General features: G+C 41.2%; 23 protein-coding genes. 21 read left to right on the forward strand and 2 right to left on the reverse strand.

The window, feature by feature from the left end:
- The first annotated feature begins 11 nt into the window (after window positions 1-11).
- A complete protein-coding gene (locus H6679_03580) occupies window positions 12-1,679 on the forward strand; it encodes a CTP synthase (protein MCB9493329.1) in 1,668 nt (555 codons plus the stop codon).
- A 30-nt stretch (window positions 1,680-1,709) separates the two neighbouring features.
- Here the strand turns inward: H6679_03580 and H6679_03585 are convergent, their stop codons facing one another.
- Entirely contained in the window at window positions 1,710-2,087 is a 378-nt protein-coding gene (locus H6679_03585) for a hypothetical protein (protein MCB9493330.1), read from the reverse strand.
- Window positions 2,088-2,464: 377 nt separating this feature from the next.
- Here H6679_03585 and rplM point away from each other — a divergent pair, with 377 nt between their 5' ends.
- The 3 genes from rplM to H6679_03600 all read left to right on the forward strand — a co-directional run bounded on the left by rplM (window position 2,465) and on the right by H6679_03600 (window position 6,957).
- Entirely contained in the window at window positions 2,465-2,893 is a 429-nt protein-coding gene (rplM, locus tag H6679_03590) for a 50S ribosomal protein L13 (GenBank protein MCB9493331.1), read from the forward strand.
- Window positions 2,894-2,975: 82 nt separating this feature from the next.
- Window positions 2,976-3,857, forward strand: coding sequence for a UDP-3-O-[3-hydroxymyristoyl] N-acetylglucosamine deacetylase (gene lpxC / locus H6679_03595; GenBank protein ID MCB9493332.1), 882 nt, complete (start codon window positions 2,976-2,978; stop codon window positions 3,855-3,857).
- A 70-nt stretch (window positions 3,858-3,927) separates the two neighbouring features.
- A complete protein-coding gene (locus tag H6679_03600; GenBank protein MCB9493333.1) occupies window positions 3,928-6,957 on the forward strand; it encodes a macro domain-containing protein in 3,030 nt (1,009 codons plus the stop codon).
- A 275-nt stretch (window positions 6,958-7,232) separates the two neighbouring features.
- Here the strand turns inward: H6679_03600 and H6679_03605 are convergent, their stop codons facing one another.
- Window positions 7,233-8,435 (reverse strand): site-2 protease family protein, encoded by a 1,203-nt coding sequence (locus H6679_03605; protein ID MCB9493334.1) that lies wholly within the window; start codon window positions 8,433-8,435, stop codon window positions 7,233-7,235.
- A gap of 462 nt (window positions 8,436-8,897) precedes the next feature.
- Here H6679_03605 and H6679_03610 point away from each other — a divergent pair, with 462 nt between their 5' ends.
- From H6679_03610 to H6679_03690, 17 genes are all read left to right on the forward strand, one after another.
- Window positions 8,898-9,284: a 30S ribosomal protein S12 gene (locus tag H6679_03610; protein ID MCB9493335.1), complete on the forward strand. Its 387-nt coding sequence runs from the start codon at window positions 8,898-8,900 to the stop codon at window positions 9,282-9,284.
- Complete coding sequence (gene rpsG / locus H6679_03615; protein MCB9493336.1) at window positions 9,277-9,759, forward strand: 30S ribosomal protein S7; 483 nt, start codon at window positions 9,277-9,279, stop codon at window positions 9,757-9,759. The genes H6679_03610 and rpsG overlap by 8 nt, the downstream gene beginning before the upstream one ends.
- A 24-nt stretch (window positions 9,760-9,783) precedes the next feature.
- Window positions 9,784-11,859, forward strand: coding sequence for an elongation factor G (gene fusA / locus H6679_03620; GenBank protein MCB9493337.1), 2,076 nt, complete (start codon window positions 9,784-9,786; stop codon window positions 11,857-11,859).
- A 34-nt stretch (window positions 11,860-11,893) separates the two neighbouring features.
- On the forward strand, window positions 11,894-13,084 hold the full coding sequence (tuf, locus tag H6679_03625; GenBank protein MCB9493338.1) for an elongation factor Tu: 1,191 nt from the start codon (window positions 11,894-11,896) through the stop codon (window positions 13,082-13,084).
- 29 nt (window positions 13,085-13,113) lie between these two features.
- Complete coding sequence (rpsJ, locus tag H6679_03630) at window positions 13,114-13,428, forward strand: 30S ribosomal protein S10 (GenBank protein MCB9493339.1); 315 nt, start codon at window positions 13,114-13,116, stop codon at window positions 13,426-13,428.
- 28 nt (window positions 13,429-13,456) lie between these two features.
- A complete protein-coding gene (rplC, locus tag H6679_03635) occupies window positions 13,457-14,080 on the forward strand; it encodes a 50S ribosomal protein L3 (GenBank protein ID MCB9493340.1) in 624 nt (207 codons plus the stop codon).
- 10 nt (window positions 14,081-14,090) lie between these two features.
- Entirely contained in the window at window positions 14,091-14,729 is a 639-nt protein-coding gene (rplD, locus tag H6679_03640) for a 50S ribosomal protein L4 (protein MCB9493341.1), read from the forward strand.
- Window positions 14,720-15,076, forward strand: a complete 357-nt coding sequence (gene rplW, locus H6679_03645; protein ID MCB9493342.1) for a 50S ribosomal protein L23 — start codon at window positions 14,720-14,722, stop codon at window positions 15,074-15,076. The genes rplD and rplW overlap by 10 nt, the downstream gene beginning before the upstream one ends.
- Before the next feature lie 2 nt (window positions 15,077-15,078).
- The gene (gene rplB, locus H6679_03650) at window positions 15,079-15,894 is read left to right on the forward strand and encodes a 50S ribosomal protein L2 (GenBank protein MCB9493343.1); all 816 of its coding nucleotides are present in this window, start codon (window positions 15,079-15,081) and stop codon (window positions 15,892-15,894) included.
- Window positions 15,895-15,929: 35 nt separating this feature from the next.
- Complete coding sequence (rpsS, locus tag H6679_03655) at window positions 15,930-16,214, forward strand: 30S ribosomal protein S19 (GenBank protein ID MCB9493344.1); 285 nt, start codon at window positions 15,930-15,932, stop codon at window positions 16,212-16,214.
- Between the two features lie 64 nt (window positions 16,215-16,278).
- Window positions 16,279-16,617 carry a 50S ribosomal protein L22 gene (rplV, locus tag H6679_03660; protein MCB9493345.1) on the forward strand — a complete coding sequence of 113 codons (339 nt, stop codon included), beginning with the start codon at window positions 16,279-16,281 and terminating at the stop codon, window positions 16,615-16,617.
- A gap of 25 nt (window positions 16,618-16,642) precedes the next feature.
- Window positions 16,643-17,275 carry a 30S ribosomal protein S3 gene (rpsC, locus tag H6679_03665; GenBank protein MCB9493346.1) on the forward strand — a complete coding sequence of 211 codons (633 nt, stop codon included), beginning with the start codon at window positions 16,643-16,645 and terminating at the stop codon, window positions 17,273-17,275.
- Between the two features lie 13 nt (window positions 17,276-17,288).
- A complete protein-coding gene (gene rplP, locus H6679_03670) occupies window positions 17,289-17,735 on the forward strand; it encodes a 50S ribosomal protein L16 (protein MCB9493347.1) in 447 nt (148 codons plus the stop codon).
- Between the two features lie 13 nt (window positions 17,736-17,748).
- Window positions 17,749-17,943 carry a 50S ribosomal protein L29 gene (rpmC, locus tag H6679_03675; GenBank protein MCB9493348.1) on the forward strand — a complete coding sequence of 65 codons (195 nt, stop codon included), beginning with the start codon at window positions 17,749-17,751 and terminating at the stop codon, window positions 17,941-17,943.
- Between the two features lie 73 nt (window positions 17,944-18,016).
- Window positions 18,017-18,304, forward strand: a complete 288-nt coding sequence (rpsQ, locus tag H6679_03680) for a 30S ribosomal protein S17 (protein MCB9493349.1) — start codon at window positions 18,017-18,019, stop codon at window positions 18,302-18,304.
- Window positions 18,305-18,318: 14 nt separating this feature from the next.
- A complete protein-coding gene (rplN, locus tag H6679_03685; protein MCB9493350.1) occupies window positions 18,319-18,687 on the forward strand; it encodes a 50S ribosomal protein L14 in 369 nt (122 codons plus the stop codon).
- A gap of 16 nt (window positions 18,688-18,703) precedes the next feature.
- A complete protein-coding gene (locus H6679_03690) occupies window positions 18,704-19,021 on the forward strand; it encodes a 50S ribosomal protein L24 (protein MCB9493351.1) in 318 nt (105 codons plus the stop codon).
- Window positions 19,022-19,027 lie beyond the last annotated feature (6 nt).

Genomic DNA, 19,027 nt, shown 5'->3' on the forward strand with positions numbered 1-19,027 from the left:
AAGGAGACATCGTGATTGATCAGAGCATAGATCAGCTTATTGCTCGAGTCAAAGAAATGCAGACAAAGTTTATTATTGTAACTGGAGGTGTCTGTTCATCTATTGGTAAAGGCGTATTAACATCTTCCATTGGTGTGTTGCTTAAGAGTTCGGGATATAAATTATCGGTTATTAAATGTGACCCTTACCTCAATGTCGACCCTGGCACAATGTCACCGCTTGAGCATGGTGAAGTTTTTGTTACCAATGATGGTGCCGAAACCGATCTTGATCTTGGTCATTACGAGCGCATGCTTGGTATTCATTTAGCGCAAGATTCATCGATTTCGTCGGGACAGATTTTTCAGGAGGTACTTGAAGGAGAGCGCAAGGGTAAATATCTTGGTAAGTGTATACAGCTGGTGCCGCATGCAGCAAATACTGTTAAACAACGCTTGCTTGAGTTTGCGCTTAAGCACGAGGTAGAGTATGTGTTGGTTGAAATTGGTGGCACGGTTGGCGACATGGAAGGTGACTTATTTTTAGAAGCCATCAGACAGCTACGTATGGAGCTGGGCAGGCAGGTAATGCTTGCGCATTTAAGTTATGTACCTCATCTTGAGTGGACTGGTGAAGTCAAAACAAAACCAACACAACATAGTGTTATGGAGCTTAAAAAAGCTGGGCTTGTTCCCGACTGTTTATTCCTACGAACCGAGCAGCCAATTCCTGAGAAGTCGGTTGAAAAAGTTGCACTCACGTGCGGTGTTGGGCGAGATTTTATTTTTCAAGTTTTGACATTTGAAGCTTTAGCAAAATTGTTTGTTGATTTGAATGAACAAAATTTGTGTGCACGAATTCAGCAGCATTTTAACCACGAAGAAATCAAAAAAGCAGATCTTAGTTTTTGGCAGACGTACATAAGCTTAATTGAGCAGAGCAGTAAAGAACTCAACATTGGGCTTATTGCAAAGTACGTTGGTGCTAATGACCCGTATATTAGTATTATTGAGGCGCTTAAGACCGCTGGGTTTTACCAGCAACGTCGTGTTAAAGTTACAGTGATTGATGCTGAGCTACTTGAGCCCGGTCAAGAAGAGCATGACCAAGCGTGGCAACAGCTTAAAGAACTTGATGCTATTTTAGTACCTGGCGGATTTGATAAGCGTGGTGTTGAGGGTAAAGTACTTGCAGCGACGTGGGCAAGAGAAAATAATGTACCATTTTTTGGTATATGCCTTGGAATGCAAGTTATGTTGATTGAGGCAGCGCGTTCTTTAGTTGGACTTGAAGGAGCGAATAGTACAGAAATTGATCCTAAAACGAAACATGCCGTTATTTCTTTGCTTGATGAGCAGCGTGGTGTTACCAGAAAAGGTGCTAGTATGCGACGTGGGGCATATCCGTGTACCATGCAGCCGGCAACAAAAGCTCAAGCAGCGTATGGCAAGCCTGTTATTTATGAACGGCATCGTCATCGTTATGAGGTTAATAATGCTTATCGAAAATCGTACGAGGACGCGGGTCTGGTGTTTTCAGGGGTGTACCGAGATAAAGAGCTTGTAGAGATTGCAGAGTTCCCAGACCACAGATTTATGCTTGGGGTCCAGTTTCATCCAGAGTTTTGTTCTACACCACGCAGTCCACATCCGTTGTTTTCAGCTTTTGTAAAAGCAGCTGTTGAGCGTAAGCAGCAATAGAAAAGGCCCGCTTTAAGCGGGCCCATTTGTTTATTTTGACTGATCTTTTCCTGGTGGGAAGTAGTAGTTGTGTGCGGCGTATACTAACAGTCCAAGACCTGCGAGTGTTAGGGTTATGCCATAGGCATTGTAGTTTGTGTTGAGCCGGGATCCGTATATTGCTACTGGAATTCTGTATGCTAGACATTCTCCAAGGTATTGGTTTAGGTCATCTATAGCTAAGGATCTCCAAATATTTGCCTTAGTGATCTCGTATCCCTTATAAAAACTTGCAAGTCCGGCAATAAGCGATGTTGTTCCTAGAGCTCCTGGAATTGCGTAGGGAGCATGGTTAGTAGCTTGCATGCCGTGACCGTTAGCAAGGGTGATTGCACAAGCAGCAAAAAAGATTTTTGAAATAGTTTTCATGAGTGTAACCTCCATTACAATAAAAACAGTAAAATGTTTTAACTGTAATTAATTTTACAATATTTCTGTTAAAAAATAAAATGGGGGGCTGTGATAGGCTAGTAAATTGGTCTATATTCGATGAATATGTCCTACTGGTAGTAGTACTTATATTTTCTCAGCAACTCTTTTTGCATTGCCTATATTTTCTATTTGAAATTTTAATAATTAATGATAGTTTAGGGAGAGGTGGAGGGGCTTGTCGTATGTGTTAATTTAGGCAAACTTAATTTGACCGAACCTATTTTTTCCTTTAAAATAAGGCTTTCGAACGAAATTAAAATTCTAAAATCAACGATTAATAGAGCATTTGCGCTGTGAGGTAATTCCCTATGGACATGAATAAAAGCTTTAGACTTAGACCCGAAGATCGTGACCCCAAATGGCATGTAATTGATGCGTCAGACCAGGTTCTTGGTCGTTTGTGCACACGAGTTGCTGACATTTTGCGTGGTAAAGATAGACCAGAATATACACCGCATACCGACAGTGGTGACTATGTTGTTATCACCAATTGTGAAAAGATTAAATTGACTGGCGCAAAGTGGGACGACAAGATTTATTCTCGTTACTCCGGCTGGATGGGCGGTCTTAAGCAGATTCCTGCGAAAAAAATGTTTGAAAAAGATCCTCGCCGTCTTATTTTGCTTGGCGTTCGTGGTATGTTGCCAAAGAACAGATTAAATCGTACTATTTTGAAAAAGCTCAAAGTGTACGTTGGCAATGAGCATCCACACGAAGCGCAGACTAGCGTAAAGCAAGCATAAATTTAATACGCGCAAATATAGATTATGAGGGGCACTAAATTTAGTGCCCCTTTCCTGTTTCTTATAAATTCTGAGCAAAAGTATGACAGATCGCTGGAAGCAAAAAACTGTATCCAAAGATGTTATTTTCGAGGGCATTGGTGTTCACACGGGGCAGCCCTCAACGGTGTGGGTTAAGCCGGCCATTGAAAATGCCGGCATTACGATTGTTAACGTTGATTTGCATGATGAACCACTTGTTATTGGTAGTGTTGTGCCTGAAGTTGCTATGCATGCAACGGTGTTAAAGTCAAAGCGTTGGATGATCAGCACGATAGAGCATTTAATGGCGGCACTTGGGCAGCTTGGTGTTGATAATGCAGTTATTGAAATTAAAGGGTATGAAGTTCCTATTTTGGACGGAAGTTCTTTGCCCTTTGTTCAGGGTATACAGCAAACTGGGTTGGTTGCGCAGAATGCTGCAAAAAAAATCATTACGCCTAAACAAGAATTAAGCATACAAGACAAACATGGTCGCTCGATCTGTATTACACCCGTTCAAAAGCTACCCAGTCAGGGTGCAAGTCTGGTGAGTGTTGACTATGAGGCTGAATTTGCCGATCCGAGTTTAGGTAGTCCACATTTTAAGGCTGCAATTACAGCTGACTGCTTTGCACGTGAACTTGCACCTGCCCGAACCTTTGGATTTATGCACCAGCTGCCGTTGCTTCGTCAGCATGGTCTTGCCCAAGGTACATCGCTAGGTAATACCGTGGTAGCGGGTAAAGACGGTCTGCTTAATGATATGCGTATTGCAGATGAGTGTGTCAAGCACAAGGTGCTTGATCTTCTGGGAGATTTGGCCCTACTTGGGTGCCAGCTGGCAGGTACCATTAAAGCAAAAAAGACAGGTCATAGCTTTAACCGTCTTGTTGTAGAACATTTTATTCGTTACCCTGAGCAGTGGCGTCTGCTTAACTCTTGAGTGCGTTCCTCCTTTTTTTATACACTGACCAGTTGTAGCGTCAGTAGTTTTGAAATTTTTGGAGCGTGCCATGATGTCGTTTGTGGGTAAAAAATTTCTATTATTTTCATCGTTATGCTGTTTTTTGTTTAGTTCATTATTTGCGGGTGAGATAAAGTTTACACTGGTGTCAAACAACGTGTTGCACCAAACGCCTTTACAAAATTATGGGAAAGGTGTTACACATCTGTTGTCGGGGGTGCTGAGTGAAACTTCAAGACTTAGCTATATTGATTCTTATCAGGACAAATTTAAAGAAGCTCAAATCGTTTGTTTGCAAGAAGATCAAGGGGGAACGTTTTCTGGCAAAATACAATCGCTAAAGCCTGGTGTATTTCAGTTAATTAAGCAAAATCCGAATGCAGATGTAGCAATCATTTATGATAAGACTGTTTTTGAGATTGTTGGTGAAGTCAGCTATGGTTTTGCATCAAGCGGTTTTAATGAAGGACCTTATGTGCTTGTTACGCTTAGGCATAAAGTAACTGGTAAACAAGTTGCAGTTATTAATACTCATTTGAAAGGTGGCCCTGGGTATTCTGGTCAAGCGAATAGCTACGTGAAGTTACGTATAGATCAGATAAACACGATTAAAACTAAGATTCCTTCAGATATGCCGACAGTATTGTGTGGAGATTTTAATCTTAATGCAAGCCCTGCTCAATATGATGAGTTCATGCAGGCTACGCAGCTTTCAATATTAGGATTTTCTAATGTTGATGAGAAGTTACAGACGCCTTCATGTACGGTAAGAGTTTCTCCGGTGAAAGACCCTACTGATCAGCCACAGCGTCTTGATTATATCTTTTACAAAGGCATGCAAAAAGAAGAAGGTAGTTTTACAACATTTCCTACCTTCGATCAATTGATTAGTCACAAAACAGCATTTCAGCATTATGGGTATCATTCTGATCATGCTATCATGAAAGTTACGTTTTCTATAGATCTGCCAGCAGCGGGAACAACGGGAACCACCGAAAGTTTTAATGATCCCAATAATTACTATGCTGTGTTAGGTATACCAAATGATTCTTCTAAAGATACTATAAGAAAAGCCTATAAAAAGCTTTCTGTGAAATATCATCCTGACAAGCATAAAGATGAAAGTGAAAAGTATACAGAAATATTTAAGATCATCAAAAATGCCTATGACAAGCTTATAGAAGCAATAGAAAACCCAAAAAATGTTGATCATGGCAAGCAATCTCCACCGCAGCCAACAGGACAGGGGGCAGCGTTGGTTTTTAACATTGTTTCGCATAACGTTTTGTCTCAGCAACGTTATGATTCTTATTTTCAAGAGTGGCGTTATGTGAGCGGGTGGTTTGGTTCACCGTTGCAAAGTTATTGGCAGCAGGTAGCCAATCCTCCGGTTAGCCAAAAGGAGAGATTAGGCTTACTTAACCGCTATCACTCTGCGAGATTTTCTTCGGCAGATATTATATGTTTGCAGGATGATGATAATCAATATTTTGCGGAAAATATTAATTATTCGCCCCAAACCTTTGCTTATGTAGGTAACAATAAAAAGTTGGTTGTACTTAATAAGACAAATGTATTTGATCTTATTAATTCTATAGCATACGACTTGGATGGTGAGTTTGAGTCACTCTATTGTCTTTTTCAGCATAAGGCAACAGGTCATAGACTTGGGGTTTTAAATATTCTAGTTAGCACGCTCAACAAACATTTAGTGGGTAGCTATGTAAATCAGATACTATACTATCTACAACATTGGCTAGTGCAAAGTCACAGTATTATTGTTTGTGGTGATTTTGGTGTGCATGCAAATCAGGCTTCATTTAATTGGAAGAACGCGGAAGCAGCCTTACTTTCGAAGCAGTATACTTTTTGTGTGAATGGTAATTTTGCATTTAAATCATTTTTCAACAACAAACCATTACAAGCAGAGCCATATGAGCAATGGGTTGATCATGTATGCTGCAAGGGTTTAGCGCAGGAAGGTTTTAGTATGGTTCCTCTTCCTAACTCTTTGATAAGGCTTCCATATTTTTATTGGGATGGTGTAAAGTATGAGAAAACATGGAGTAATCGCGATGTCATCCTCGAGAATATTAAGCATCATTCTGATCATGCTATTGTGAGTGCTAGGTTTAGTTTTCCGAAGTCCTCAGCTCAACAGTCAGGGTCTTGGTCATCACCAGGGGGAGCTAGTTCGCCTCCACCATCATCAGCAAAACCAAAGAGCTCGAGCCCCCCTCCAAAAAGTAGTTCAGCTTCGGCCAAAGGAGCTGCCGCTTCATCAAAATCGGGCGCAGCTCAACTTTCTCCAGCGACGAGCCTTTTGCAGGTTATGAAGCTTAAGATGCTCAAGTTAATGTCAACTGTTGCTCTTCCATCATCAGCGTCAGGTGCTGGCTCAGGAGCGAGTTCTTTTAAAAAAGAGACTCGGGATGAAAAAGCTAAGTATATGCATACGATTCTTAACAATGTTTTGGTTATTGTTGTTGAAAATGACATTACAAAGTTTAGTTTTGACAACTGGCAGAAAGCTGCAATTGTCAATGCAGCAAATACGGGGCTACAAGGAGGTGGCGGCGTCGACGGTGCAATTCATAAGGCGGCAGGGCAATATCCGGATCCTAAAGACACCAAAAAATTTAAATCTAAATTAGCTGCAGCTGGCAAGTTTGATGTTGGAGGTAGTGAGGTTAGTAGTGGCAAGACAGGTGAGGCGTACATTTCTGACGCATGTGATCTTGGTACGGGTCAAAAGGAAGTGGCGCAATATGTTATTCATGCGATTGGGCCCATGGGTGAAGATCCTGTTGCTTTAAAATCTGCCTACACACGATCACTCCAGCTTGCTCAGCAAAAGGGATTGACTGAAATTTGTTTTCCGGGTATTAGCACAGGTATCTTTGGGTACTCCGTTGAAAAGGCGACGCCCGTTGCGTTGGATGCTATAGATGCATTTTTAAGGGCGAATAAAACAACCACATTGCGTAGAATTTATTTGATAGCACAAAAAGGTGAGCAGGCGTGGATTAATGCATTTAAAAAGGCGCTTAGTGCTCATGGGTCCTTTAGCCTGACTTAGGTTTTGTTATTGATTTATACATAGATTATATCTTCTATTGGGGCGAAAATATTAAGTGTGTTACATTTGATCAGTATCCTGGAAAGGTACAAGATCTCATTGACGACAGAGCAAAAACTACACCGAAGTCGGTACAGTTTTACTCTGATCATTGTGCCCTGAAAGCAGTATTTGAATTTGACAAGGTTACTTTAAGTCCAGTCAATCAGCTATTGCAGCTAATGAAGCTTAAGCATCTTAAGCTTATGACGGCCATTATTGGTAAGGCCTAGTTGCTAGCTCCAGAGTGAAACAATTTTTTGGTACAGCTTCGAAAGATGCCCGCCAAAAAGCAGTCTGACGTCTTTGTAGGTCAAGTAGATGAATAGGCCTATAAAGAGCGCCCATGATGCAAGGTTGATGCTTAGCTTGACAATCTCTGGAATTTTGCGTCGTGTGACTGCCTCAACAGTTGCAAAAAGCAGCTGTCCACCGTCAAGTGCTCCGATTGGCAACAGGTTAAGCAGTGCTAGGTTGATGCTGATGATCGCCAAAAACATCAAAAATGATTGTAGTCCCATCTGTGCTGAGCTAAATGAATGTGAAATAATCATTACTGGACCACCAGCACCTTCCAGGCGCTGAGTAATGACTTGTTTTACGCTGTAGGCAATGTCTTTGATCCAGCCGTTGGTTACCTGGATGCCCATAGCAACCGCTTGAAAAAATGGTAAGCGTGGCGTTGGTATTGAGGTCATGGCTCCAAGTACGCCGATCTCTTTGCCCTGTGATGGTTTGCTGCCAATTAGACCTTTAAGGTCAAGTGAGGCATCACCTCGATTGATATGTAAAATAATTTGTTTGCCTGGATTCGCTTGAATGCTTTGGATGAATGATTTTTGCGTGCTATGCAGATCTGTTGCCGAGATTTCTTCAAAATTGTGATGACTGAGTACATTTTCTTCCGTTTTTACGTCTTCTGCTGGAATAATGTCGACGGATAGGATGTGGTCGCCCCCACGCAGGCCTATAGATTCAGCGGCAGAGTCTTTGCTTACCGAGGCAACGGTGAGCGATGGCTTGCTGGCTGTACCCAGTAAAAAGATTGTTGTAAATAGGATATACGCAAGCAGCATATTAAAAATAATACCACCACACAGGACGAGCACTTTCTGCCAGTACGGTTTTTTATCAAACGATGTGTCATCTTGTACCGTTGCGTGTGCTTGTTCGCCTTGCCCTACTTCGGCAAGGCCAGCGATTTCAACGTAGCCACCAAGAGGTATAAGCGCGAGTCGAAAGCTTGTGTCCCCGATTTTTTTGCTGATTAACTCCGGACCGAAGCCTATAGAAAATGTTGGGGTGTGAATGCCAAAAAGTTTGCAGAAAATGAAGTGCCCGCATTCGTGAATTGCAATGAGTAGACTCAGCCCCAAAATAGCACTAAAGAGAGGAATAATTTTGCTGCTAACAAAGAGTGGCAGTGCATTAAGAAACATGATTTTCCTTTAGTAAGAAATTTATTACAAAAAGATTAAACTTACTAGAAAGTGTATCAAAAAGTTCACGTTTTTACACGTTTTGTAAAAGAAATGTTGATTACGACTGATTGAGGGCAAAATTTGCATATTTGTGCATTTTTGTAATGAGGTCAGAGAGAAATATTCCCGAAATTATTTGTCTGAGTATATTTTTGCTTGAAAAAAATGTAAAAAAATATAAAATCGTAAACAGCCATTTACTTTTTGATATGCATATTGAGTTTTTCATGGCTCCTCAATTATTGCTTAGGGATCATGCATTTTTACGGTCATTGAGGTAATACGCAATAAATATATATACACCGACCCTAAAATTATTTACTGTGTGTAAATTGGGTTCGCAAATGCGGCAGGTGCAGCGTTTGCGGCTAGTTTTTTTTGGAGTATTAGATTTTAAGGTTAAATTTTAAGGTTTAAACTATGCCAACGATTAACCAGCTCGTTCGTTCAGGACGATCAAAGAAGATAGAGAAAACAAAGTCCCCGGCGCTGAATAGGTGTCCGTTAAGACGTGGTGTTTGTGTTCGTGTGTACACGACAACGCCAAGAAAGCCTAACTCTGCGTTGCGTAAGGTAGCGCGTGTTAAGTTGACAACCGGAAAAGAGGTAACGGCCTACATTCCAGGTGAAGGACACAACTTGCAGGAGCACTCGATCGTTTTGATACGTGGTGGCCGAGTGAAGGATTTGCCGGGTGTTCGTTATCATATTGTACGGGGTACTCTTGACGCAGCTGGTGTTGATGCGAGAAAGCAAAGTCGTTCGTTGTATGGTGCTAAGCGTAAGAAAGTGAGTGCAAATGCCTAGGCGTAAATCTGTAAATTTTGTCCGAGATATCGGAGTTGACGAGCGTTTCAACTCGTACATGGTTCAAAAGCTTATTAATATGGTCATGGAGCGGGGCAAGAAAAATATTGCTCGCAATATAGTGTACGAAGCGTTTGATGTAATCGCTCAGAAAAATAGTGGCGACGATAGAAAGGCCTATGCGCTTTTTGAAAGAGCCTTGGAGCAGGTTAAGCCTGTTGTTGAGTGTAGGTCTCGACGTGTTGGGGGTGGTGTTTACCAAATTCCTGCCGAAGTGCGTCCGTCTCGAGCGCTAGCTTTAAGTTTTCGTTGGATTATAGGCGCTGCTGCTGCGCGTAAGGACAAGACCATGGGGCAACGTTTGGCAAATGAATTGCTGAATGCTGCTGAAGGTCATGGTGCTGCGGTCAAAAAGAAGAGTGATGTTCATAGAATGGCTGAAGCAAATAGGGCCTTCTCGCACTATGCATGGTAATATTTAGGTAGGATTAGAAAAATAATGAGTACTAAAACTAAGCTGCAGCAATATAGAAATATTGGGATTATGGCCCATATTGATGCTGGTAAAACAACCACAACAGAGCGTGTGTTGTTTTATACTGGTGTTTCTCACAAGATTGGTGAAGTTCACGAAGGTGAAGCCACCATGGACTGGATGGAGCAGGAGCGTGAGCGTGGTATTACTATCACCTCGGCTGCTACCACTTGTCACTGGAAAGAGCATCAAATTAATATTATTGATACTCCTGGTCACGTGGATTTTACTATTGAAGTAGAGCGTTCGCTCCGTGTTCTTGACGGTGCGGTTGCGGTTTTTTGTGGTGTGGGTGGTGTTGAGCCTCAATCTGAGACTGTTTGGCGACAAGCTGATCGTTATAAAGTTCCTCGTATAGCATTTGTTAACAAGCTAGATCGCACCGGTGGCGATTATTTTGCTGTTGTTAATGAAGTAGCTGAGAAGCTCAATGGTAATCCCGTCGCTATGCAGATTCCTGTGGGGCAATCAGAAAATTTTACTGCTATTATTGACGTTTTGACCAAAAAAATGGCTACATTCTCTGGTCAGATGGGTGAAAATATTGAGTGGGAAGACGTTCCAGCAGAATATCAAGATGAAGTTGAAGAAAGATATGAAGCAATCGTCGAAAAAGCTTGCGATTTTGATGATGATCTTGCAGAGAAGTATCTTGAAGGCAAAGAGATTAGTGTCGAAGAAATTAAGTCCGCTTTGCGCAAAGGTGTTGTCAAACAAGAGGTGACACCAATGTTTTGTGGTTCTGCTTTCAAAAATAAAGGTGTTCAGTTGATGCTGGATGCGGTTATTGATTATTTGCCTTCCCCCTTAGATGTTCCTGCAATTGAGGGTACGCTTCCTGATTCTGAGGACACAATAGTTGTTCGCAAAGCAGATCCGAGCGAGCCATTTGCTGCGCTTGCATTTAAAATTATGGTTGATCCGTATGTTGGAACATTGACGTTTACTCGTATTTATTCAGGCACACTGGAAGCTGGTTCGTATGTCTATAACATGACGAAGGGTAAGCGAGAGCGTGTTAGTCGTTTGCTGAAAATGCACTCTAATAAGCGAGAAGAAGTTAAATCCGTTTCAGCTGGTGATATTGTTGCAGTAGTTGGGCTTAAAGAAGCGACAACGGGTGACACGTTATGTGACGAAAGTAAACCAGTTCTTCTTGAGTCAATTACCGCACCAGAAACAGTTATTAACGTTGCTATTGAGCCCAAGGGTAAAGGTGACTATGAAAAGATGGTCAACTCATTGCGTAAACTAATGCAAGAAGACCCATCGTTTAGATTTACTTATGACAACGAAACGGGACAAACAATTATTTCTGGTATGGGTGAGTTGCATCTAGAAATTATTGTAGACCGTCTTCTGCGCGAGTATAAAGTTGAAGCAAATACTGGTAAGGCTCAGGTTGCGTATAAAGAAACCATTCAGAAAAAAGTTGAAGTCGAAGGCAAATTTATACGTCAGTCGGGTGGTCATGGACAGTATGGTCACGTGTGGCTCAAAATTGAACCACTAGAGCGTGGGCAAGGCTTTGAGTTTGGTAATGAAATTGTCGGCGGAACGATTCCAAAAGAATTTATTCCGGGCATCGAAAAAGGTGTTAAAGAGGCGATGGATGCTGGGGGGCTTGGAGGATATCCTGTCGTAGACGTTAAGGCGACTGTGTATGACGGGTCTTTTCACGATGTTGACTCATCAGAATTGGCATTTAAGATAGCTGCATCTATGGCGTTTCGTGATGGATCTATGAAAGCATCTCCTGTGCTACTTGAGCCGATTATGACTGTTGAAGTGATTACTCCTGAAGAGCACATGGGTGACGTTATGGGTGACCTAAACTCTCGCCGTGGAAGAATTTTGGGTATGGAGACTCGAAAGGGCGCTCAGGTAATTGGTGCAGAAGTTCCTCTCGGTGAAATGTTTGGGTATGCCACGGCGCTGCGCTCTATGACCAAAGGTCGAGCGAGCTATTCGATGCAGTTTGCTATGTATCGAGAGGTTCCAAAGCATATAGAAGAGCAAATAGTAAGTAATAAAAAATAAAATTATATTTTGGTACAGCTGGAAGGATTAAAAAATGGCAAAGGGTGTATACGAAAGAAAGAAGCCACACTGTAATGTTGGAACGATTGGCCACGTTGACCATGGTAAAACAACATTGACAGCAGCAATTACTAAGGTTTTGTCTGAAAGAGGTGGGGCTGACTTTAAAGCGTATGATCAGATTGATAAGTCTCCTGAAGAAAAGGCTCGTGGTATTACCATTGCAGCAACACACGTAGAGTATGAAACTGAGAAGAGACACTATGCTCACGTTGACTGTCCGGGTCACGCTGACTATGTAAAAAACATGATTACCGGTGCAGCACAAATGGACGGAGCTATCTTGGTTGTTTCTGCTGCTGATGGACCTATGCCGCAAACTAGAGAGCACATTCTTCTTGCAAAACAGGTTAACGTTCCTGCCATTGTTGTGTTCTTGAATAAAGCAGATATGGTTGACGATTCTGACATGATTGAGCTTGTTGAAGAAGAAGTAAGAGACCTCTTGACCAAGTATGGTTTCCCTGGAGACAAGACAGCTATCGTTAGAGGTTCTGCGCTTAAGGCACTTGAAGGCGATACAAGTGATATCGGGGCTCCAGCAATTTTGAAATTGATGGAAGCAGTAGATGCTAATATTCCTCAGCCTCAGCGAGATATTGATAAGCCAGCATTGATGCCAATTGAAGACGTATTCTCAATTTCTGGTCGTGGTACCGTTGTAACAGGACGTATTGAGTCAGGTAAAATTGCGGTCAGTAATGAAGTTGAAATTGTTGGTATTAAAGATACAACAAAGACAACCGTTACCGGTGTTGAGATGTTTAATAAAGAAATGAAAGAGGCTGAAGCTGGAGAAAACGTAGGTTTGCTTCTTCGTGGTATTAAAAAAGAAGACGTAGAGCGCGGACAGGTTATAGCTGCTCCTGGGACTATTAAGCCTCATAAGAAATTTAAAGCCCAAATTTTTGTGTTGAAAAAAGAAGAAGGTGGCCGACACAGCCCATTCTTTGGCGGATATCGTCCACAGTTCTATTTCCGTACAACCGACGTAACAGGCTCTGTTAAGCTTCCTGAAGGCAGAGAGATGGTTATGCCTGGTGATAACGTTGAAGTAGAAGTTGAATTGATTAGCAAAATTGCTATGGACAAAGGCTTGAAGTTTGCTATCCGTGAAGGTGGCAGAACTATCGGAGCTGGATCAATTACAGAAATATTGGATTAACCATTTAGCCTTACTAACGATTGAACAATATGAAAAAACATAAAATGCGTTTAACGCTTAAATCATATGATCATCAGTTGTTAGATAGTGCGGTTAAGCAAATAGTTATGACGGTAAAAAGGACAGGCTCACAAGTTGTGGGGCCTGTTCCTTTGCCAAATAAAAAGAAAATTTTTACCGTTTTACGCTCACCGCATATTGACAAGAAGTCTCGTGAACAGTTTGAACTAACTACTCACAAAAGACTTTTAGATATCATTTTTCGCGATGCTCCTGCAGAGCAAACGATGGACGCTTTAATGAAGTTAAATATTTCTGCTGGCGTTGATGTTGAAATTAAATAGATGCAATTGATGATACTGAGAATGTACTATGGTATTAAATAACGCTTTAGGGAAGAAGATAGGAATGACCCAGCTTTTTAATGAGGCTGGAGATGCTATTCCCGTAACAGTTGTGAATGTAGGAAATTGGTATGTCACGCAGATAAAAACTGCGGTAAAAGATGGCTATGATGCTCTGCAAGTAGCATTGCCAAGAAAACGTTACAGAAACCAAGAATTTTCTACATCATGGCTTCATGCAAAAAAAGAATATTTTTTGCATGTTAAAGAAATTCCTATGACAGGAGAGAATGCAGCATTTGAGCTTGGACAAAAAATTACACTGCAGGATACTTCGCTGGAACAAGGCGATACTGTTGCAATAATAGGAATTAGCAAAGGCCTTGGGTTTCAGGGTGTTGTAAAACGCTGGGGTTTTTCCGGTGGCCCAGGGGGGCACGGTTCTAAATTTCATCGTATACCGGGTGCTATTGGTCACCTACGTCGTCAAGGTGAAGTTATTAAAGGGAAAAAATTACCGGGTCATATGGGCATGAAAAGGACAACTGTTAAAGGCCTAAAGATAGCTCATATTGACAAAGAAAATGGTTATGTTTTTGTTCAAGGCGCTGTCCCTGGAAAAAAAGATACGTTGATTACGATTAAAAAGTAAGGGTCTGAGCATGCTAAAAGTTTTAACATTTGATGGACAAGGAAAAGAGCAGGATGCGTTGCAACTTTCAGTAACCGTTGCTCAAAAGAAAGAAAGTCCGAAAACATTTGCAAATGCCTTGCGTGCCCTATTTTTTAGTTGGAGACAAGGAACTGCCTGTACTAAGACACGGGGTGAGATTGCCTTTTCCAATCAGAAGCCGTGGAGACAAAAAGGTACCGGCCGTGCACGAGCTGGAACTCGTAGATCGCCAATCTGGAGAAAAGGTGGCGTAACATTTGGTCCGCAACAGAGGCCGAGAAAGCTTTCATTTAATGCAAAGCAAAAGAAGCATGTTTTGAACAATCTTCTTTTTTCAAAAGCTGAGCAGAACGGAATCCTTTCTTTCGATTTTGTTCTTGGCGAGCAAAAGCCAAGCACAAAGAAAGCCGCAAGTTTTTTAAAGCAAGCTAATTTGTCTGATAAAAAAGTTTTGCTTTTTCTTCCATTTGCGGATGATCTCTATGTTGCATCATTTAGAAACATTCCGAATGTTAATGTTGTCTATTTTGATGAGCCCAATGTTTTTGATCTGGCAAATGCTGATTGTTGGGTGATGTTGAAAAAAGATACAAAGCTCTTTGAAGATATGGTGCAGCGATGGAACTAAGTATTTATAGTATTATTAAAAAGCCTGTGATAACAAGTAAGGCTGTTGAATTGTTTAGAAAATATGGCAGAGTAACCTTCGAGGTTCACAGGGAAGCAAACAAGCCAATGATCCGTGCTGCTGTTGAAAAGATTTGGAATGTTAAGGTTGAACAGATAAATGTTTCAAATAAGACGGGTAAAACAAAGAGTTTTGCACGTAGGACATATAAAAAGCCTGATCAAAAGCGAGCAATCATAACTTTGAAAGAAGGTTATAAAATTGAGATTCCAGGGTTAGTTGATACTGTAAAAGCTGCAGAAGAAACTCAGGCTCAAATGAAAAAAACAGACCAGGAAAGTGAGTAAACATGGCAGTTGTAACGCGTAAGCCACGAAACCAATCTTTAAGAAATCAGCAATATATTGCTGACAAAGATCTTTCGAAAAAGGAACCCGAAAAACATCTTCTTGCTCCATTGCACAAAAGTGGTGGACGAAATGTCTATGGTAGAATAACGTCTCGCCATCGTGGTGGGGGAGCAAAACGGGCATATCGCATTATTGATTTTAAGCGAGCAACGAAGGATGTAGCCGGCGTTGTTTCTGCTTTTGAATATGACCCAAACAGAAATGTTCCTATTGCATTGATTAAATATAAGAATGGCGTTAAAAGTTACATGCTGAAGCCTGATTCGTTGCAAGTAGGTGATGAAGTTATTGTGAGCGATAGAGCTGAAGTTAGAGTTGGGAATAGTCTTCCTTTGCGCAGTATTCCTGTTGGTTTTGTAGTTCACAATGTTGAGTTGAGTCCTGGCCGTGGTGGCAAGATTGCACGAAGTGCAGGATGTTCATTGCAACTTGTGGCAAAAGAGGGTGATCGGGCTATTCTGAAGATGCCTTCTGGTGAGCAACGTACAGTTTTACTTAGTTGCTGGGCTACTGTTGGAAGTCTTGCAAATGCTGATTATCGTAACATGATGATTGGTAAGGCTGGTAGATCAAGAAGGATGGGTATTAGACCATCTGTTAGGGGTATGGCAATGAACCCGATAGATCACCCGCACGGTGGTGGTGAGGGGCGTTCCAAGTCTGGAGCTCATCCAGTGACTCCGTGGGGTAAGAGCTGTAAAGGTGTGAAGACAAGAAGACGCAAGAGTTCAGCGATTTTGAAACGAAGAAAATAAAACAGATATAGTTGAGGACTACTGGAGATTTAAGAATGGCAAGATCTTTACATAAAGGCCCGTTCGTACACCCCTCGCTTATAGAAAAGCTTGAAAAGGCAAAAGAATCTGGCAAGCGAGATGTAATTAAAACGTACAAGCGTGGAAGTATGATAACGCCTGATTTTGTAGGCTTTACAGTTGCTGTACATAATGGTAAAAAATTTGTTCCTGTTTTTATTACCGAAAACATGGTGGGTCACTATCTAGGTGAGTTTGCTCCAACAAGAACATTTAGATTGCATAGTGGACAGCGAAAAGCTGAAAAAGGTGGTAAGTAATAAGGCAAATTGAAGAAATGAGCAGAAATGCTCACACTATGTTGAATTAATAGGATAAAGTGTTATGTTATCACGAGCTAAAAGTAAGTATATTCGCGTTTCTCCATACAAATTGCGCCCTTATGCGGATGTAATTCGTGGGTTTGCGGCCGATAAGGCATTTGCGTGGCTGAGAACATGTACTGTTAAACGGGTTAGGCCGATCATTAAGACGCTTCATTCTGCGTATTCAAATGCATGTCAGAAAAATCCAGAGATCAATGACATGGCAGAGTTGTATGTTAAAGAAATACGCGTCGACCAGGGGCCGATAGTAAAATATTTTAAACCTGGCGCCATGGGACGAGCTTTCATGCAAAGAAAGCGTTTGTGCCACTTGGAAATTGTATTGGATAAGAGATAAAACTATTTTTTTGAGGTAATGCGTCGTGGGACAAAAGGTTCATCCATTTGGTTTTAGACTTGGAGTTTTTGAAGATTGGCATGCTCGTTGGTTTGCAAAAGGTAAGTATTGTGACGAGCTTAAAGAAGATTTTCGAGTGCGAGAATTTCTTTCTAAGAGATTGAATAATACTGACATTGCAAGGATTGTAATAGAGAAAGCTGTCGACAATGTCCGGATTGTTATTTTTACCTCTCGTCCTGGTTATGTGATTGGTAAAAAAGGTCAAGGTGTAGAGCAATTAAAGGCAGACCTGTTTAATTTCTTGAAAAAAAACGTAGATGTTTCTGTGCAAGAAGTTAGAGTACCTGAACTCAGTGCACTACTCGTTGCAAAGTCTATTGCTGAGCAGATTGGAAAGCGTGTTAGCTACAAGAGGCTCATGAAAAAATCTGGTTATGCAATTTTGAAAAGTGGTGCAAGAGGTGTAAAAATTTGTATTTCTGGTAGACTTGGTGGCGCTGAAATTGCTCGTACGGAATGGTTGAGATTAGGTTCAACACCACTTCATACTTTAAGAGCAAACATTGATTATGCATTTACTGAAGCATATACAACGTATGGAATGATTGGCGTTAAAGTTTGGATATGCAAGGGTGAGTACTCTGCCAATCGTTGAAAGGTTATAAATCATGTTGATGCCAAAAAAAATAAAATACCGCAAGGTACAAAGAGGTAGACTAAAAGGGCGTGCTAAAGGCGGCAGGGACCTACTTTTTGGTGATTATGGGCTTGTTGCAGTTGACCCTTCGTGGGTAACAGCTCGTCAGATTGAGTCTATTCGTGTGGCTGTAAATAGGAAACTAAAGAAAATTGGTGAAATTTTTCTGCGAGTTTTTCCTGATAAACCCATCACCAAAAAACCAGCTGAAACGCGAATGGGTAAAGGTAAGGGTAGCCCAGAGTTTTGGGTAGCGGCTGTTAAGCGTGGCAAGATGATTGTTGAAATTAAGGGTAGTTTTGACAAAGAAGTGGCTAAGCAAATTCTGAAAGCTGCATCTTATAAGCTACCGATGAAGACTCGTTTTGTTGCCCGTGATGAGCAGGTAGTACAGCAATCTGAAGCGACAACGGCTTAGGGGAAGGTTATTTATGTTAACTAAAAAAGAACTGAAGGCGCTTGACAGCGCGTCACTTAAAAATGAAGTTGCCTCGTTAAGACAGGAGCTTTTTACTCTGAAGTTGAGTAAAAATACTGGTCAGGTAAAGAACTATTCACAATTTAGAGCACTTCGTGTTCAAGTTGCTCGAGCTTTAACACTACTTAAGCAGAAAGAAGCTCGCTAATTTTAAAAAAATCCCTGTGGGGGGTGTTTGTTAAAGGTATAATAAAGAAATATAGGTAAGAAAGAACCTGGCGATGGAGAATAATATAAAGCACGACGTTGATCAAGCGCAAACGAGCAAAGGCCTTGTACTTGCCGGTGAAGTTGTTTCTGACAAGATGGATAAAACTGTTGTTGTTAGAGTTTTAAGCACCTTCACTCATCCACTGTACGGTAAGATTGTACGTCGTTATAAAAAGTACAAAGTCCACGATGAGCAAAATCAAGCTCGAGTTGGGGATAAGGTGGAAATGGTAAAAACAAAACCATTTTCAAAAACGAAGCATATGAAGCTAGTAAAAATTGTTGAAAACGCTGCTTAGTGGAGACTTAGAAGATGGTACAAGAACAGTCGATGTTAGACGTTGCTGATAATTCAGGTGCAAAGAAGGTACAGGTTATTCGAGTAACCGGAAGCACGAGAAAGCGTTTTGCATATTTAGGCGACATCGTGAAGGTTACAGTAAAAAAAGCTCTCCCTGGTGGAACAGTTAAAAAAAGCGAAGTTCACAATGCGGTGATTGTTCGAACCAAAAAGGAATTTCGACGTTCTGATGGAAGCTATATTCGTTTTGATAATAACGCTGCTGTGATTATAGATAAAGATAAGCAACCTATGGGTACTCGTATTTTTGGTCCGATTGCTCGAGAGCTTAAAAGTATTGGTTATTCAAAAATAGCTTCTCTTGCGCCAGAAGTTTTATAGCATTTAGGTAAGTTTTATGTTGAGTCGAATAAAGAAAAATGATACGGTTGTTGTTTTATCCGGAAAAGATAAAACAAAGCAGGGAGTTGTTCTTTCTGTGGACCCCAAAAAGTCAACACTGATAGCAAAAGATTTGGGTGTTGTTACTCGTCACGTTAAGGCAAAAAAAGCTGGCGAAAAGGGTAAGATTGTTCAAGAAGAGCGACCGATTGCTTTGTGTAAAGTAATGCCTGTTTGTCCTGCATGTAAAAAGCCCTGCCGAATTAAGGTGAAGTTTGTAGAAGAAGGACAAAAAAAGGTTCGATCTTGTCATCGTTGTAGAGAAGAATTTTAAGGATTA

It is taken from the genome of Campylobacterota bacterium, assembly GCA_020633995.1.
Taxonomy (GTDB): domain Bacteria; phylum Babelota; class Babeliae; order Babelales; family RVW-14; genus JACKCO01.

What these genes read in the sequence shown, in the direction of transcription:
- H6679_03585 (MCB9493330.1), bottom strand. Translation starts at nt 2,087, where the DNA reads ATGAAAACTATTTCAAAAATCTTTTTTGCTGCTTGTGCAATCACCCTT.
- rplM (MCB9493331.1), top strand. Translation starts at nt 2,465, where the DNA reads ATGAATAAAAGCTTTAGACTTAGACCCGAAGATCGTGACCCCAAATGG.
- lpxC (MCB9493332.1), top strand. Translation starts at nt 2,976, where the DNA reads ATGACAGATCGCTGGAAGCAAAAAACTGTATCCAAAGATGTTATTTTC.
- H6679_03600 (MCB9493333.1), top strand. Translation starts at nt 3,928, where the DNA reads ATGATGTCGTTTGTGGGTAAAAAATTTCTATTATTTTCATCGTTATGC.
- H6679_03605 (MCB9493334.1), bottom strand. Translation starts at nt 8,435, where the DNA reads ATGTTTCTTAATGCACTGCCACTCTTTGTTAGCAGCAAAATTATTCCT.
- H6679_03610 (MCB9493335.1), top strand. Translation starts at nt 8,898, where the DNA reads ATGCCAACGATTAACCAGCTCGTTCGTTCAGGACGATCAAAGAAGATA.
- rpsG (MCB9493336.1), top strand. Translation starts at nt 9,277, where the DNA reads ATGCCTAGGCGTAAATCTGTAAATTTTGTCCGAGATATCGGAGTTGAC.
- fusA (MCB9493337.1), top strand. Translation starts at nt 9,784, where the DNA reads ATGAGTACTAAAACTAAGCTGCAGCAATATAGAAATATTGGGATTATG.
- tuf (MCB9493338.1), top strand. Translation starts at nt 11,894, where the DNA reads ATGGCAAAGGGTGTATACGAAAGAAAGAAGCCACACTGTAATGTTGGA.
- rpsJ (MCB9493339.1), top strand. Translation starts at nt 13,114, where the DNA reads ATGAAAAAACATAAAATGCGTTTAACGCTTAAATCATATGATCATCAG.
- rplC (MCB9493340.1), top strand. Translation starts at nt 13,457, where the DNA reads ATGGTATTAAATAACGCTTTAGGGAAGAAGATAGGAATGACCCAGCTT.
- rplD (MCB9493341.1), top strand. Translation starts at nt 14,091, where the DNA reads ATGCTAAAAGTTTTAACATTTGATGGACAAGGAAAAGAGCAGGATGCG.
- rplW (MCB9493342.1), top strand. Translation starts at nt 14,720, where the DNA reads ATGGAACTAAGTATTTATAGTATTATTAAAAAGCCTGTGATAACAAGT.
- rplB (MCB9493343.1), top strand. Translation starts at nt 15,079, where the DNA reads ATGGCAGTTGTAACGCGTAAGCCACGAAACCAATCTTTAAGAAATCAG.
- rpsS (MCB9493344.1), top strand. Translation starts at nt 15,930, where the DNA reads ATGGCAAGATCTTTACATAAAGGCCCGTTCGTACACCCCTCGCTTATA.
- rplV (MCB9493345.1), top strand. Translation starts at nt 16,279, where the DNA reads ATGTTATCACGAGCTAAAAGTAAGTATATTCGCGTTTCTCCATACAAA.
- rplP (MCB9493347.1), top strand. Translation starts at nt 17,289, where the DNA reads ATGTTGATGCCAAAAAAAATAAAATACCGCAAGGTACAAAGAGGTAGA.
- rpmC (MCB9493348.1), top strand. Translation starts at nt 17,749, where the DNA reads ATGTTAACTAAAAAAGAACTGAAGGCGCTTGACAGCGCGTCACTTAAA.
- rpsQ (MCB9493349.1), top strand. Translation starts at nt 18,017, where the DNA reads ATGGAGAATAATATAAAGCACGACGTTGATCAAGCGCAAACGAGCAAA.
- rplN (MCB9493350.1), top strand. Translation starts at nt 18,319, where the DNA reads ATGGTACAAGAACAGTCGATGTTAGACGTTGCTGATAATTCAGGTGCA.
- H6679_03690 (MCB9493351.1), top strand. Translation starts at nt 18,704, where the DNA reads ATGTTGAGTCGAATAAAGAAAAATGATACGGTTGTTGTTTTATCCGGA.